Below are 13,770 nucleotides of genomic sequence, written 5' to 3' on the forward strand. Positions count from 1 at the left end.
TTCGTTTATGCGTCTCTTTTTCTGGATTATATTTAGTTGTGCTGTTCTCGTCCTGGTCAATCGTGTGGCGGCACAGGATTCACTAAACTATAACCCGTTAACACTCACCCAAGCTACAACCATTGATGCCTTTGTTCCTGTGAAATGGCGGCTGAGCGGTTCCGCTGGTTACAACCGGTTGCTGCCCAAAGGATACGCCAACGAAAATCTTTATCTGACGCAAGGTTTCCAGGCCAGTCTGTCGGCAGATTATTTTCCTGGACGCTACTGGGGGTTGGGCTTTTCCATGGGGTACCAGAACCTATCGGTCAGCGACGCCTACAAGAAAGATCCGGGAATTCCGCAATACCCGACTCCCCGCTTTTTACCCCTTAAATCCCTGAACAGCTTCATGCTGACGATCGGTCCCGCTCTCTCGTTTCCGCTTGGCCAGCGGCTACTGCTGGATATCGACCTCCGGGGGGGGCTCTTTTACAACGACGCTCCTGTTCTGGGGGCTTACCTGACGAACGCTCAACGGGACGTGTTTCTTTCAGCCGCGATACCCAGCGCCCAGCGGTTCAGGGCGGGGGTTACGGCGAGTGCCGGTGTCAAGTATCAGCTGACGCAACAGGTGGGCGTTGGTCTGTCGGCTAACACCTCATTCAGCTCGTTCGGGTATTCGCAGGTAGGCAGCACGAACAATTTCAACCAGAAACAGGTCGATTTAACAACGCTTGGCGTTCAGGCCACGATTTCGTACCGGTTTTTATCTTCACAACGGCCGCGTACCATTACCGCGGCTCCTTCAACGGCACCCCGGCCCAGTTGCTATACGCCCATTCTTGACCCGGCTCAGATCAACGAGTACTACGTTGGCACGACCAGTCAGCCGGTTATTCGGTGGCGAAGCAGTGCGCCCATTTATACCGAAGGAGAGCGGTACTCATTCCGGCTCTATACCCTGCCGGGCAACAAACTGGTCTATGATAAAACGGTTCAGGAACCCCAGCTGACCTGGCCCGCTCAACTGGCGATACCCGATACGGCGAGCTATTTCTTCTACTCGATTTCAACAACCCGGGTTGATAATTTTGAGCAGACCTGCCGGAGTGAGCCCGTTGTGGGAACGCTGGGTTTTTACAAGCGACCATCAGCCGAGAAGGTTCAGCCAACGGCTCCCCGTGAACCGGCCTATACCCTGAAATTATACGAACTGCGTCTGGTAGCGGTTGCCAGAACGGCTACCCCGGCGGCAAAAGGAAAACCCAGCCGGGCCAAGTTCACCAAAGCAGGCAAACCCGGTCAGACGAAGCCGGTCAGCCAAACGGCCGAGCCCGTCGATTCACTTCAGACGGCTATCGTACGTCCGGATACCCTGCGCGCCGACTCTACCCGATTGCGCTCCGCATCGGTTGATTCTGTCCGTTCGGACTCGGTGCGGGCCGATTCTCTCCGGTCCCGCTCCGTTCGATCCGATTCGGTACGAATGGACTCCGTACGGGCTGATTCGATACGCGCCCAGGCCATTCGCTCTGACTCCGTACGGGCTCCTGTCACGCCAACCGCGACCAAGGTTGTGTTCCGACTTGTCTATGACGGCCCTATTCAGGAACCGACGTTTACCTGGCCGAGTCTCGCTCCTTTGCCCGCCCAGCCAACTGTGTATCAATACATCATCAGTCGCGTCGGTACCCGACAGATTGTGCAGAATCATTACCTGCTGGTGGAACCCGACGGCTGCTCAACAATCATTTACGAAGCAGCCAAAAACAGACGATTACAATACAGCAGTCCGTTCAGGCAACCACCAGCAAGAAGTACCAGACCAAAATAAGGCTCCTGACACAGACTGGACCAGGCCAATTCGGGAACTTGATGGTGCCTGCTCAAAGAAAGGAGTTATAGCCCAGAAAGGTATTGTCGGGCTGGAGAACATCCGGCTCCGTTAAGATAGAAACAGAAACATCACTGGAAACAGGCAAAAAATAATCGACCAGTTTATGCAACAAAGCAATCGTTTGGGTGTGCGGCAGAAAGTCAGCGATCAGCGCGTCCGGAACAGGGCCAACGGTAATCTGTACGGTGTGTTCGTCAGAACTGAAATGATCACTAACCACCGAGTCGACACCCAGCCGGAAGTCGGCCAGTGTCAGGGTACTATCGGCGTGGGTTGACTCGGGTCGTCGGCGGCCGGTTTCAACCTGAACCGGAACCCCGAAGAAGAGATGCAGGAACCGGCCGAACCAGGGCAGATTACTGCGGAGTACGTGCAGCCAGGGCAATATCTGAATAAAGACGCCTGCCTGCGGGCGGCTCATGTCGTTCAGAATGGGCCACTGCTCGGCGAACTGCGCAATGATGGCCGTGGCATGGTCCAGGTGGTTAACGGAATTGTCGTAATGAACGGCTAAGGTTCGGAGGTAATTCAGTTCGGCGTCGAAGGGCAGAAAAAACAGGCGGGCCTGCTGCTCCTCATCACGATCCCGGCGGATATCGTCCAGTAGCTGATCAACGTTGCCGGCATTGGCCGGTTCAATCGGCTTGAAGAACAGGTACTGGGGCATCATATCGAACAATCCTTCGCGGGGCGTATCGATCCGGTTGTAGATGAAGGTAGACCCCTCCAGCAACCAGTCCCTGACGTCTTCGATGTCTTTGGAATACGCCCGGCTGTAGAGTCCGGTTGGATTGATAACGATCCGTTCGGGGGCCACTTGCTGACTCGCTAATGAAGCGGCCAGAATTTCGGCCTTGAAATCGACATCGAGCAGGTCAAGAAAATACGGGGACGAAACGGACGACTGATGGGGAGCGGACATGATCAACGGACAAATGGACTATTGAAAAAACAAGTTACCCGTTTCTGGTGAAAGAATTTTGGCAAACAGATGAAATCGTTAAATCATAAAGAAATTAAGCAGGCGTTCAACCACTTTCTGACCTGGTTTACCAGTCTGTTGCTGGTTACCATCGGCTGTGTTTACTCCTGTGTCCAGACTAGCTCGCGGCAGGCCACTCAACTGATTCAGCAGAAAGAAGCGTTCGATCGGGTCATTTATACCGACGCCATGCTGGCGGATAAAGTTGACTCCCTGTATACCTATATGAGCCTGATGAACACTAATCAGAACCAGGACGATCAGCAATTGCAGCGTTTGATTACCCGGAAGAAAGAAGAGTTTATCCGATTAGTGGGGCAGCAGCAAAAAACGCAGCGGTATTTCGTGGTGTATAACCGTTTGTTCAGTCACGTAAACGAGATGCTTCTCCTAAAAGACTCGCTCAGCAAGTCCATGCTGGAAGAAGGCGATCTGCGGGATGAGTTGAGAGGATGCCTTCAGCAGGCCGTAGAAAAAAATCGGCAGGCTAAGCGAGGAAGAAGCACAAGAGCCTATTAATTAACCCATTATGAATACTTTTTTTCGGCTTACCATGCGCGAACGGCGGCTGCAGTTCCTGTACCTGCTGGCCGCCATAAGCCTGTTGTCCGTTGTGGTAAGCTGGATTGCCTTTCGGAATAAAACCTATTCCAGTGACGAATCGAAATACCTGTCGGATCAGATCAAAATGAAAGAGCGAATTCTGACCAGCCAGCTCGACAATATACCACTGCTCGACTCGGCCTATCATTCAATCGTTGCTTATCAACCGCAAATCAACGCCGTGTTCATTGAAGTCGATATTGAGGATCACCTGAATGAAATTCGGCGGCTGTCGGGCCCTCAGCAGGAAGGCACCCGGTTCAGGACCTTTGCTCAAATCGCGGATTTCTACCGGATGATGTACGTAGACAAGAAACTGATCTGGAGCAAGCAATCGAACATTGGCCTGTTCCGCAAACAATTAGACGACTGTAGCGTGGGTATGTTTCCCGGCTCTGCACCAGCAGCGGGTACAACTCCGCCCATCATCAGCTCCCGGTAAGTGTTATGAACAGTAAAATGACCTTGTCGGCCAAAGCCTTTCTGCTAACGGCAGGCATACTTCTCGTGCTGTACTGGTACACCTCCGAACTCGACATTCAGGCCCGCGTGTACCCCATCCAGCAAGTCGTTGGCCAACCGATCCGGTATACCGACAGCACCGGCCAGGCCGAACAGTGGCGCTGGGAATTTGGGAATGGGCAGGAGTCGTGGCGGTCGCGGGGTGTCATTTATTACTACCAGCCGGGCACGTACCTGATTCGTCTGCGCGTCAACAAGGAAGCAACCCGCACCTTTACGGTGGTAGTCAGACCCAAACCACTGACCGACCGGCGGGATTCACTTGTGCGTATCCAGGGCCCGAGCACTGGTTATGAGCGCGAGAAACTGGTTTTTACGGCGGTGGGCGGGGGAGCCCGTCAGTTCACGTGGCGTTTTGGTGCCACCGGCCAGATCGACTCCCGCGATCAGACGGCTATTTACAGCTACCCGGCCGACGAAGATCGCTCAAGGCCCCGCACGTATACCGTCGAACTGATGACCGATGTCACGAAATACCCCATCCGAAAGCAGATTACCATCGTCCGGGGATTCAACCGGTTCGACCCACCCGTCGACTCACTGGATTATGTCGGGACCGATATTCGGCAGCGACTACAGCAAATTGCGGATGGTCAGGCCTTCAATACCCATTACAATTATTTACTGAGACGATACCTGTGTAACCGGAACGGTGCACTGGTGCAGATCAACAGCACCAAAGCCAACGATTTTTACTCCTATTGCATGGGGCTTCAGTTCGATCAGGGCGTTCATATAGACGGGGTTGCGGTCGTATCTGACTCGACAACGTCCTGCATCACCCGCTTAAACGTGACTCAACATAAACCATGAGATTTTTGCCGATTTACGGACTTTTTTCTTTGTCTGATCCGACACCTGGATTGGTCCGGCTTCCGTATTGGCTTGTTTTTCTGGGGCTTTGGCTGATTGCCCCCCCGTTGGCTACGGCTCAGTTGCCTTTTTTTTTACGGGTAGCCCGGCAACCGGCCAATCTGGTTCCGGTATCGGGAAACCCCAGTCAGATCAAGTCCGGGGTGGGCATTTCGACCGAGGGGTTCAAAGCCAGCCTGCAACCGCCCGGTGGCACGCCCTGGATCGTGTATTCGGACCGAAATAACAACACGACCTTCCGGGGTTCGAACGGGACAGTACCGTTCCGGAAGATGAACTTCATGGAAGCGTTCTACGTGCTGAAGGAGCGAAACGGGTACCTGAAAATCATTAAATACGATCCGGCGCTCCCCATTGGCAATAAATTTTCCCGGCGCGTCATTGCCGACCGGAAGGCCGCCGTGTATTACGGCTGGGCGCTCAAAAGCCGTTTTTTGCTGGCCAACCAGAGCAGCCGATCGTCCGACCAGCGCCGGGCGCAGATTGTCAGTGCTGTACTGTCTCAGCCCGCCCTGTTGACCAATCCTGACCAGTATTTTTCGCACGATTCCGTCCGGCTTTTTGCCGATCCCGGCCAACAAACGCCCGCCGAAACCCGAATGCGTCTGTACGAGCTGGCGTACGTGTATAAACTCTCCGAAACCCGCCAGCAGGCACTGGTCGGACGGGCGTCCTGGTTTCCCACCGACAGCGTCAAACAGATTATGCTGGGCTGGACACCCATTGAGGTATTGCAACCCATCGGGCAGCGCGTGTTCATTGAGGCCGACACCCTGAATCAATCGGCCCCGCCGATAGCCTTTTACCGATCGATTTCTGCACTACGTAGGGGAGGCCGTGATTCAACGCTGGTCAATAATCCGTTTCCGGCGGTTTCCTGGAACCAGCTTGGCCCCAAATATCCGGTACTGAAACAGTTGAGCCGAGCGGATAGCCAGACGGTAATCCTGACCAATGCGCTGACGCCCCTGGTAGAAAAACGGCAGGTACCGGTTCTGAACGTCCTGGGCCGGTCGATTTCGAATCAGGTACTCACCACGGTTCGGTCCCGCAGCAGCCACTACAACCTGATGTATGTCATTGAAGGGAGTTCGGCCATGCAGCCCTACTGGGGCGAGTTGCTCAATACCATCCAGTACACGGTTACGCAGTTAACGCAGGACACAACCCGGACGATTACACTACAGGTTGGCGCAACCATCTACAATGAATACGAAAAAAGCCCGGACAACAAAAGCCTTACGCTCAAAGGGAAAGTGACGGTAATGCCCCTGACAACCAACTATACCAGCCTGCTGGGGTTGATCAGCCGAACCGCTCCCCAGTCCCGAAACCGTTCGGAAACAGACGTCAAGTGCATCCGGTCGGGAATTGGCGAGGCCCTGAAACAGTTTGCGGCCCACCCGAGTGAAAACAACATTATTGTGCTGGTAGGCATCAACGGAGACGTCCAGTCGGTTGTCAACGGGGTTCTGATTCCGGCGGCCCTGAAAAAAGTAGAATGCCGACTGCTCTCCTTTCAGGTGTTCGGCGCTCCGGGCGACGTCCCCAACAATTTTATCATCCACAGCCGGGAACTGGTTCAGGCCATTGCCGATCGCGGTAGCGAACTCAAAAAAGCCCGGCTCGTCCGGCCCGATATGGTAACGCCCACCAATGAATTTAACCTTCGGATGGGCGACCGGAATGTGTATCAGCTTGCTTACCCTGAGCATAGTATGATCCCAGGCTGGGTGCTGTTTCCCCGGAAGAACAAAGTACTGCCGTTCAAGGAACTGTACGCGGCAACGGATAGCCTGTTTCTTCAGGTCGCGAACGAATCGCAGACGGTTACGGCCGCCCTGGAGAAAACGTTTCAGCGCCTGGAACCGCAGGGCGACCGGGTCAATCCCAAACTGTCGCCGGTCTATGCGTCGGCGGGAATGAAATTACCGGCCAGTGCTGCTACCCTGAACCGCCTGGACGACTATCCGTATCTGTCGCGGGCCTACACTCCGGCCAAACGCAACGATGGCACCCGCTGGAAATACATTGCCCTGCTTCCGGTCGATGAATACGACGGGATCAGCCGGTGGCTCGACCAGTTGAGTGGCGACGATATTGACCCCGCCAGTGGCCTCGACCGGCTCCGGCTCCAGCATCGATACCGGCAGGTCCTGAGCGAAGCAGGCCTGTCAGGCAAAACCACAACCACCCTCGATCAGCTACTGTATAGCTTTCTGGATTTACCCGTTCCGAATCCGCTGTTCAAACGCCTGCCTATCGACGAGCTAACCAACCGCAAGCTGGTGTCGGACGCGCTGCTCGATCAGGTACTGTACCTGCTGCGCGAACGACGCGACTACTTCCGTCGAATACCTACGTTCCGCAATAGCCGATTCACGTCCAATGAACGGACGTACTACTGGATCAGCGAAGACCTTTTCAAATAACGTTTGCCTTTAACCTTTCTTTCTAATGCGCCAACTCCCCTTACACCAGTCCGTCGAAAAAGCCCTGCACATTGCCCGCGCACTGGCTCGTGAATACCATAATGAACAGTTCTCGGCGGCTCACCTGCTGCGCGCCCTACTCCACGACGATGTAGGAGGCAGCGCCCTTCTGAACGCCCTGCAGCACGATGTGGCATATATTTTCGACTGGGCCGATGTCTGGATGGAAGAGATGCCGCGCACGGCACTGGTTGTAACGGAGCCGGAGTACGATGTATCGGTGGAGCGGGTCATGACCGAAGCGGACTTCCTGCGGGTTAAGCTGGGACTGGACTACGTCGAAATCATCTGCGTACTGGCCGCGCTGACCAAACCCGGCATTGGCTTTACGGCTGATCAGCTCCGCTCCCTACCCCTGACGGAACGCGATCTGCTCGACCGGTTTGTCCGTGATCTGTCATCGCCCGCCCCCGACAAGGGCCCGGCACCCGGCTCCAACGGGCAGGCCACCGCCAGTTACGCCCCGAAAGGAGAACCAAAATTCTGCATCGACAAAACTGCACAGGCTCGCGCCGGTAAACTGGACCCCGTTGTTGGGCGCAACCAGGAAGTACGGACCATGCTCGAAATTCTGGGGCGTCGCAGCAAGCCGAATGTGATGGTAGTAGGTGATCCGGGCGTTGGCAAAACGGCCCTGATTGACGGACTGGCGCAGCAGATCGTGGCCGGCCTGGTGCCCGCCAGGATGAAAAACGCCATTCTGCTCGAACTGGACCCCGGCGCACTCCTGGCCGGCGCGTCGTATAAAGGCGAGGTAGAAGATCGACTCAAGAATGTGATCAAAGACGTGAAGCAGTATGAGAAATGCATTCTGTTCATCGATGAAATCCACATGCTGCTCGACCCGAAGGGGTCAGCAGGAAACGGGGTTGCTAACCTGCTGAAGCCCGAACTGGCGCGGGGCGAACTAACCGTGATCGGCGCGACAACGCCCGAAGAATACCGCAAACTCATTGAACCCGATCAGGCCCTGAGCCGCCGGTTCGAGATGCTGACGGTGGGCGAACCCACGGAAAAAGTAGCCGAGCGAATGATGCGGGGGCTGGCGCCGGCCTATGAGCAACACCATCAGTTGCAGATTCAGCCAGACGTTATTGCCACCTGCATTCGGCTGGCCCGCCGATACAGCAAGGAACGTCGCCTGCCTGACTCCGCCCTTGATCTGCTCGACCGAACGATGGCGGCCATCCGGATGGCGATGGAAACCTCCAGCAGTGAACTAACGCAGATCGAACAGCGTGTAAACGAGCTGACCAAAGGCGAACTGCCCCCCGAAGAGGTACTGGAAGAATACCGCTGGCTGGACACACTGCTACACCACCAGGTCAGCCCGGTTTTGCTGGGGCAATGGGAAGATGACATCAACCCCGCCGAACTGGAAACCGCTGCGGCTTACCACGACTATATCATGGCCAAACTAGCCCGTTTTCAGCTATTGGCTAGCCAGCAGGAAGCCGCCGTAACGACCAGCGATCTGGCCGCCGTAGTTGCCCACAAGACGGGCATTCCGATGGGTAAAGTACAGGCGCAGGAGAAAGAGCGACTTCTGACGATGGAGAGTTTTCTGCAACGCCGGGTTGTCGGGCAGGATCATGCGCTGCACGCCTTATCCGATGCTATCCTGGAATCGCGCAGTGGATTACAGCGGGCTGGCCAGCCGATTGGCTCGTTCTTCCTACTGGGTCCGACGGGAACCGGGAAAACCGAACTATCGAAATCCCTGGCCGATTTTCTGTTCAACGACGAGCGGGCGCTGATTCGCTTCGATATGTCGGAGTTTAAGGAAGAACACTCGGCCGCCCTACTCTACGGCGCCCCTCCGGGCTACGTGGGCTACGAAGAAGGCGGCCTGCTGGTCAATAAAATCAGAAAACAGCCTTATTCAGTGGTGCTATTCGATGAAATTGAGAAGGCCCACAATTCGGTATTCGACGTCTTTCTCCAAATCATGGACGAAGGTAGATTGCACGATAAGCTAGGAAAGGAAGGCGATTTCACGAATGCCCTGCTCATCTTCACGTCCAACATCGGCAGTGAATGGATCAGCGAAGAGTTTCAGGCCCGGCGGATGCCGACGTCCCAGCAATTGATGACGCGGATGACCGGGCAATTCCGGCCGGAGTTTCTGGCCCGCATTACGGAGATCATTCCGTTCTCCCCGATGAAGGAAGAAAACGTCGTCCGTATTTTCGACATTCAGCTGGCGCACCTGCACAAGAGCCTGAAGCAGCAGGGTATCGAACTAACGGTACAGGACGAAGCCCGTCGGCAATTGGCGTTGCAGGGCTTCACGCCCCAGTACGGTGCTCGCCCGCTGGCCGGCATTATTCGTAACCAGCTTCGCCGGCCAATTTCCCGCCTGATTATTTCCGGTCAGCTCCAAAGCGGCCAGACCGTACATGTCGATTGGAACGACGAGACGGCTGAACTGGTCTGGCAGGTACGTTAGTCTATAAGAACTCGTTGGAGGATGTTTTTTGTCATCCCGATCCTGCGTCGGGATGACAAAAACTAAACTCAAAAACAGTGAGCTGATCCAGCCACAGAATTTGATTGAATGCTCGCCCGGGCCTTGCCGTCGAACCCCGATTGGGCGGAACAAAAAAAAGTACCGTTTGTTTGAAATTGCCTTTCTGCGTCAGTGGGTTGCCTTGTGCCCCGTCGTCTTATTGATAGCTTTGATAAACTTAAAAATCAGCCCAAATAAGACATGTTCGATTTCGAAATTGGTGGTAATGAGATTAAGCCAGAATCAGCAGAGGGTATCGTTAGCATCCCCTATAACCGCACGTTGCTGGCACAGAAACTGACGCAACAGGCTCCAGTCAATCCGGAAGTTGTGTATGGCCTGAAGACGGTTGAGGCTGTTTTCGATCACTTCAAACCCGAGGTGGAAGTCGAAATGGAGTCGCTGGATGGCATGCCGACGAAAGAAACCATGAAGTTTCGGAGCGTAGCCGATTTCCGGGTTAAAGAGATGGTAGCCCAAAGCCCATTCCTGCGGTCGTTAGATGCTCAATATCAAGAGTATACACAAATTAGCCGTCGCTTACAGGGGCACCGTATCTTGCAGACCGCGCTGGGTAATCCGGATACAAAAGCCGCGCTGATCCAGACGCTGCAGGCGCTGGTTGCCGAACTCGACGCCAACGAAAAAACCGACGCATAACCGCCGGTAAAAACATCTTCTCTTCTACCCTTCAGTCCCTTTATCGCCTTTATGGAAAGCGAACCAACAACACCATCGGCACAACTCGATGCCAGACCCTCTACCGGCGTTAGTCGCCATGCGGCCCTTCCCGGCATTTCTGAACTGTCAGCTTACGGCGGCTACGCCTTTATCGAAAGCTTTATCGACGGCTCACAGAACCTGAATCCTGATCGTAAAGCACGGAAAAAAATATACCTGGGCGACCCGACCAAAGAAACCGAACGGGCGGTCCTGAAAGAAAAACTCAAACTCTGGATCGACGTGCTCAGCTCGTCCGACAACCAGAACGAAATGCTCGATACATCCAAGGAAAAAGCCAGTGAAGTCGAAGCAAACCTGCAGAAGAACCTGCTGACGGCGCTGGAAACGACGCGTGAATTGGAAACCAGCTACCGTGCACTCTCCTTGTTCTATAAAAACGCCGAAGCCGACAAACTACCGAACATTACGGTTGTGAACGCCAGCTTCGAGCAGTTGACCGACCTGGACAACTCCCGTTTCATCGATTACATTGCCGATGAGTTGAAGCAGAACTATGACCGGCTCGACCTCCGTCAGAACTATTCGCTGATGGTGGTTCCTGGCTATATGGGATCGAATGCGGTGCTGGAAAAATGGGCCAAAATTGCCCATAACAATAAAGTAACTCTGTTCACCGACTTCGCCGATCTGGAAAGCTCGGAAGACGTGATCGACCTGTTCAGCACGGCCAACATGACCGGTGCCGAACTGTTCCGCTCCAGCGTGGTCATGACCTGTAACTGGGTGGTGGGCCGTAGCAAAGTAGCCGAAGTAGGCGAGGTTGAGAATTTATATGTTCCGCCATCCATGGCCCTAGCCGGCAAAATTTACTACACACTGATGTCGCAGGTAACGGCGGGTAAAAAACACGGCGGTATGAATGAAGTACCCGGCGTGCGGTTCCCCCTTCGCAAAAGCGAACTGTCGGCGGTTGAACGGCTGAACCTGGTTCCCATGATCGACGAATACGGTCGGGTGATGGCTTTCGGCAGCAAGACCCTCTTCAACGGCGACAACATGGGGTTGCAGACCTATTCCGTTGTTCGGGTATTCGATTACATCACCAAAGTCTTGTTCGACTTCCTGAACCGCCGGGCGTTCGAAAACTGGAACTCGCTTATCGAAGCCGATCTGCGCCGTCAGATTGCCGGTTTCCTGGACAGCATCAAGGGTTCCGACAAGTTAATCGATCAGTTCCGTATCATGCGTCTGGAGCGCGACGACAAAGTGAAAGATCGTATCTACCTTGATATTCGCCTGACACCTTACTTCCCGGCCAAGAGCTTTGTGATCCGGTTAGACGGTCGCCGGGGTGATGACGTGGAAAGTCCAGAGTGGGTATCTGACTACGGTCAAGCCTAGTTTTTTTGAGAACAGAGGCATACGGAACACGACGCAATGAATGAAACCAATGTGTTCCTGTGCTTCTGTTTTCAGGCATAACGAATCAATTTAAAACTCTTAATCAGACAACAGCATGCCCTATTCAAGTAAGATCAAACTAGGAACCGATGAATACGACATTCTTGGCGGAGACATTGGTTTCACGCGGAGTGTCGACGTAAAAGGGCGGCCTTCCAGCCACATCATGGGTGGCCAGTTCTCCTTCACCGTCGAAATAACAGATAAAACCACGTTGCTTGAGCACATGGTCAATTCGCAGAACAAACCCTTTGACAAAGGAGAATTAGCTTTCACTGACGCGGGCGACGATGGCATTACCCGCAAGATTGAATTTACGAATGCCTATATCGTCAACTACAGTGAATCGTTCTCGGTAGCAGGGGCTGCATATTCCTGTTCAATCACCATATCAGCCGAGAAAATAAAGATTCAGGAGGCAGTGCTGGATCAGCGTTGGCCTGTCAAAAAATAAATTCTAATCTCTATAATCAGATACAAATATGGCAGATGCAAACCCAGGCTTTACAGCAAAACTGACAATCGGGACTAATGAATTTGATATTCTTAGTTTTGGTACCTCTTTCTCACGGGATTTCGACCAGAAAGGCCGCCCTTCGTCGGCCGTTCTGGCAGGTGAAATGTCATTCACCATTGAGATAACCCAGAATGAGAAGCTGATTGATACGATGATTAATGCCCAGAATAAAGCCATCGACGGAAAAGCAGAATTCTGGCAGTCGGGTAAAGATGCGATCTTCCGGACGGTCGATTTCAAAAATGGGTATATAACCAGCTATAAAGAGGGTTTCCAGCCCGCCGGCTCAAGCAACTTTTCGGCAGATATATCCATAACGGCCGAAAAAGTAACGGTTGGCACAGCTAAATATGATGCCGGTTGGCCGATCAACAGCTAATTAGGTAGTATGAGCCGTCTTTGGGTCTGGTGGGTAGCATTGGGTGCATGGGTCATCGTTTCGGTTTGTGTACATCTGTTTTACATCAAACGGATTCGGCTATCGGAAGACCCTGTCCTATCCCCCATCTACATCATCGACGGCTCTACGCTACGCCTTCAGTTGCCCGGTAATCTGTTCCGGCAGTCGGGTAGCGAACTTAAATCGACAGATAATCCGTCAGCCATTGATACGCTGGCTGATTACCTGAAAGCCAATCCCCGTCGGCTACTCACAGTAATTGGCTATCATACGCCCGCCGAGAGTAAGCAAACGCTGGTTGCCAACCTAGGGGCTGTACGGGCCACCAGTGTGAAGCAGTATTTAGTGAACGCCGGGGTGCCCGACGAGCAGGTCAAGGTTTGGGGCGAAGCTTCCAATGCTCTGCTGTTTGTGCAGGACTCGACCAATGCGCTGTCGTTTGCGTTTCAGGCTATCACCATCGACGCCAACTGGCTGGCACAGCACCAGAAGTATACGGACCTGTTTCACCCATTGCACCTGTATTTCCCGACGGGCGGCACAACGTACATCCATACACCCGATAATGAACAGTTTGCCCGTGAAGCCATCACCTACCTACGCGACCATCGACAGGAACGACTGGTGATTACGGGCCATACCGATAGTACCGGAACAGCAGCGGGTAACCTACGCCTGTCGTTTCTACGGGCGCGGGCTGTTCAGGACTCGCTGGTGAAACAGGGGGCCAACCGGCGACGGCTCCGGATTGTTGCCCAGGGCGATAAATCACCCATTGCGCCCAACGCCCTGCCGGAAGGCCGCGAAGCCAACCGGCGGGTAACGTTGCTTGTAGAACGACGTTGAGT

12 protein-coding genes are annotated in these 13,770 nt (G+C 53.9%); 11 read left to right on the forward strand and 1 reads right to left on the reverse strand.

Annotated elements, in window-relative coordinates; all coding sequences use genetic code 11:
• Window positions 1–7: 7 nt before the first annotated feature.
• The gene (locus ACYU87_RS09725; RefSeq protein WP_461133871.1) at window positions 8–1,816 is read left to right on the forward strand and encodes a hypothetical protein; all 1,809 of its coding nucleotides are present in this window, start codon (window positions 8–10) and stop codon (window positions 1,814–1,816) included.
• Window positions 1,817–1,868: 52 nt separating this feature from the next.
• On the opposite strand, the gene ACYU87_RS09730 is transcribed toward ACYU87_RS09725, so the two are convergent.
• Window positions 1,869–2,801 carry a type VI secretion system baseplate subunit TssG gene (locus ACYU87_RS09730; protein ID WP_461133872.1) on the reverse strand — a complete coding sequence of 311 codons (933 nt, stop codon included), beginning with the start codon at window positions 2,799–2,801 and terminating at the stop codon, window positions 1,869–1,871.
• Window positions 2,802–2,870: 69 nt separating this feature from the next.
• Between ACYU87_RS09730 and tssO (ACYU87_RS09735) the strand changes: the two genes are divergently transcribed.
• The 10 genes from tssO (ACYU87_RS09735) (at window position 2,871) to ACYU87_RS09780 (ending at window position 13,768) form a co-directional block, all read left to right on the forward strand.
• Complete coding sequence (tssO, locus tag ACYU87_RS09735; protein WP_461133873.1) at window positions 2,871–3,380, forward strand: type VI secretion system TssO; 510 nt, start codon at window positions 2,871–2,873, stop codon at window positions 3,378–3,380.
• A gap of 10 nt (window positions 3,381–3,390) precedes the next feature.
• Window positions 3,391–3,906 (forward strand): type VI secretion system TssO, encoded by a 516-nt coding sequence (tssO, locus tag ACYU87_RS09740; RefSeq protein ID WP_461133874.1) that lies wholly within the window; start codon window positions 3,391–3,393, stop codon window positions 3,904–3,906.
• Between the two features lie 5 nt (window positions 3,907–3,911).
• Complete coding sequence (locus ACYU87_RS09745) at window positions 3,912–4,799, forward strand: PKD domain-containing protein (RefSeq protein WP_461133875.1); 888 nt, start codon at window positions 3,912–3,914, stop codon at window positions 4,797–4,799.
• Window positions 4,796–7,291 carry a type VI secretion system protein TssR domain-containing protein gene (tssR, locus tag ACYU87_RS09750; protein ID WP_461133876.1) on the forward strand — a complete coding sequence of 832 codons (2,496 nt, stop codon included), beginning with the start codon at window positions 4,796–4,798 and terminating at the stop codon, window positions 7,289–7,291. The genes ACYU87_RS09745 and tssR overlap by 4 nt, the downstream gene beginning before the upstream one ends.
• A 25-nt stretch (window positions 7,292–7,316) precedes the next feature.
• Window positions 7,317–9,800, forward strand: a complete 2,484-nt coding sequence (locus ACYU87_RS09755) for an ATP-dependent Clp protease ATP-binding subunit (protein ID WP_461133877.1) — start codon at window positions 7,317–7,319, stop codon at window positions 9,798–9,800.
• A 261-nt stretch (window positions 9,801–10,061) separates the two neighbouring features.
• Window positions 10,062–10,520: a hypothetical protein gene (locus tag ACYU87_RS09760; RefSeq protein WP_461133878.1), complete on the forward strand. Its 459-nt coding sequence runs from the start codon at window positions 10,062–10,064 to the stop codon at window positions 10,518–10,520.
• A gap of 51 nt (window positions 10,521–10,571) precedes the next feature.
• Window positions 10,572–11,945, forward strand: a complete 1,374-nt coding sequence (locus tag ACYU87_RS09765) for a type VI secretion system contractile sheath protein TssC (protein WP_461133879.1) — start codon at window positions 10,572–10,574, stop codon at window positions 11,943–11,945.
• 115 nt (window positions 11,946–12,060) lie between these two features.
• Window positions 12,061–12,459 (forward strand): type VI secretion system tube protein TssD, encoded by a 399-nt coding sequence (gene tssD / locus ACYU87_RS09770; RefSeq protein ID WP_461133880.1) that lies wholly within the window; start codon window positions 12,061–12,063, stop codon window positions 12,457–12,459.
• A 28-nt stretch (window positions 12,460–12,487) separates the two neighbouring features.
• On the forward strand, window positions 12,488–12,901 hold the full coding sequence (gene tssD / locus ACYU87_RS09775; RefSeq protein ID WP_461133881.1) for a type VI secretion system tube protein TssD: 414 nt from the start codon (window positions 12,488–12,490) through the stop codon (window positions 12,899–12,901).
• A 9-nt stretch (window positions 12,902–12,910) separates the two neighbouring features.
• Window positions 12,911–13,768 carry an OmpA family protein gene (locus ACYU87_RS09780; protein ID WP_461133882.1) on the forward strand — a complete coding sequence of 286 codons (858 nt, stop codon included), beginning with the start codon at window positions 12,911–12,913 and terminating at the stop codon, window positions 13,766–13,768.
• Window positions 13,769–13,770: the final 2 nt, after the last annotated feature.

The organism is Spirosoma lituiforme (assembly GCF_054776635.1).

Coding starts and splice junctions, on each gene's coding strand:
- ACYU87_RS09725 (WP_461133871.1), top strand. CDS start 8: ATGCGTCTCTTTTTCTGGATTATATTTAGTTGTGCTGTTCTCGTCCTG.
- ACYU87_RS09730 (WP_461133872.1), bottom strand. CDS start 2,801: ATGTCCGCTCCCCATCAGTCGTCCGTTTCGTCCCCGTATTTTCTTGAC.
- tssO (WP_461133873.1), top strand. CDS start 2,871: ATGAAATCGTTAAATCATAAAGAAATTAAGCAGGCGTTCAACCACTTT.
- tssO (WP_461133874.1), top strand. CDS start 3,391: ATGAATACTTTTTTTCGGCTTACCATGCGCGAACGGCGGCTGCAGTTC.
- ACYU87_RS09745 (WP_461133875.1), top strand. CDS start 3,912: ATGAACAGTAAAATGACCTTGTCGGCCAAAGCCTTTCTGCTAACGGCA.
- tssR (WP_461133876.1), top strand. CDS start 4,796: ATGAGATTTTTGCCGATTTACGGACTTTTTTCTTTGTCTGATCCGACA.
- ACYU87_RS09755 (WP_461133877.1), top strand. CDS start 7,317: ATGCGCCAACTCCCCTTACACCAGTCCGTCGAAAAAGCCCTGCACATT.
- ACYU87_RS09760 (WP_461133878.1), top strand. CDS start 10,062: ATGTTCGATTTCGAAATTGGTGGTAATGAGATTAAGCCAGAATCAGCA.
- ACYU87_RS09765 (WP_461133879.1), top strand. CDS start 10,572: ATGGAAAGCGAACCAACAACACCATCGGCACAACTCGATGCCAGACCC.
- tssD (WP_461133880.1), top strand. CDS start 12,061: ATGCCCTATTCAAGTAAGATCAAACTAGGAACCGATGAATACGACATT.
- tssD (WP_461133881.1), top strand. CDS start 12,488: ATGGCAGATGCAAACCCAGGCTTTACAGCAAAACTGACAATCGGGACT.
- ACYU87_RS09780 (WP_461133882.1), top strand. CDS start 12,911: ATGAGCCGTCTTTGGGTCTGGTGGGTAGCATTGGGTGCATGGGTCATC.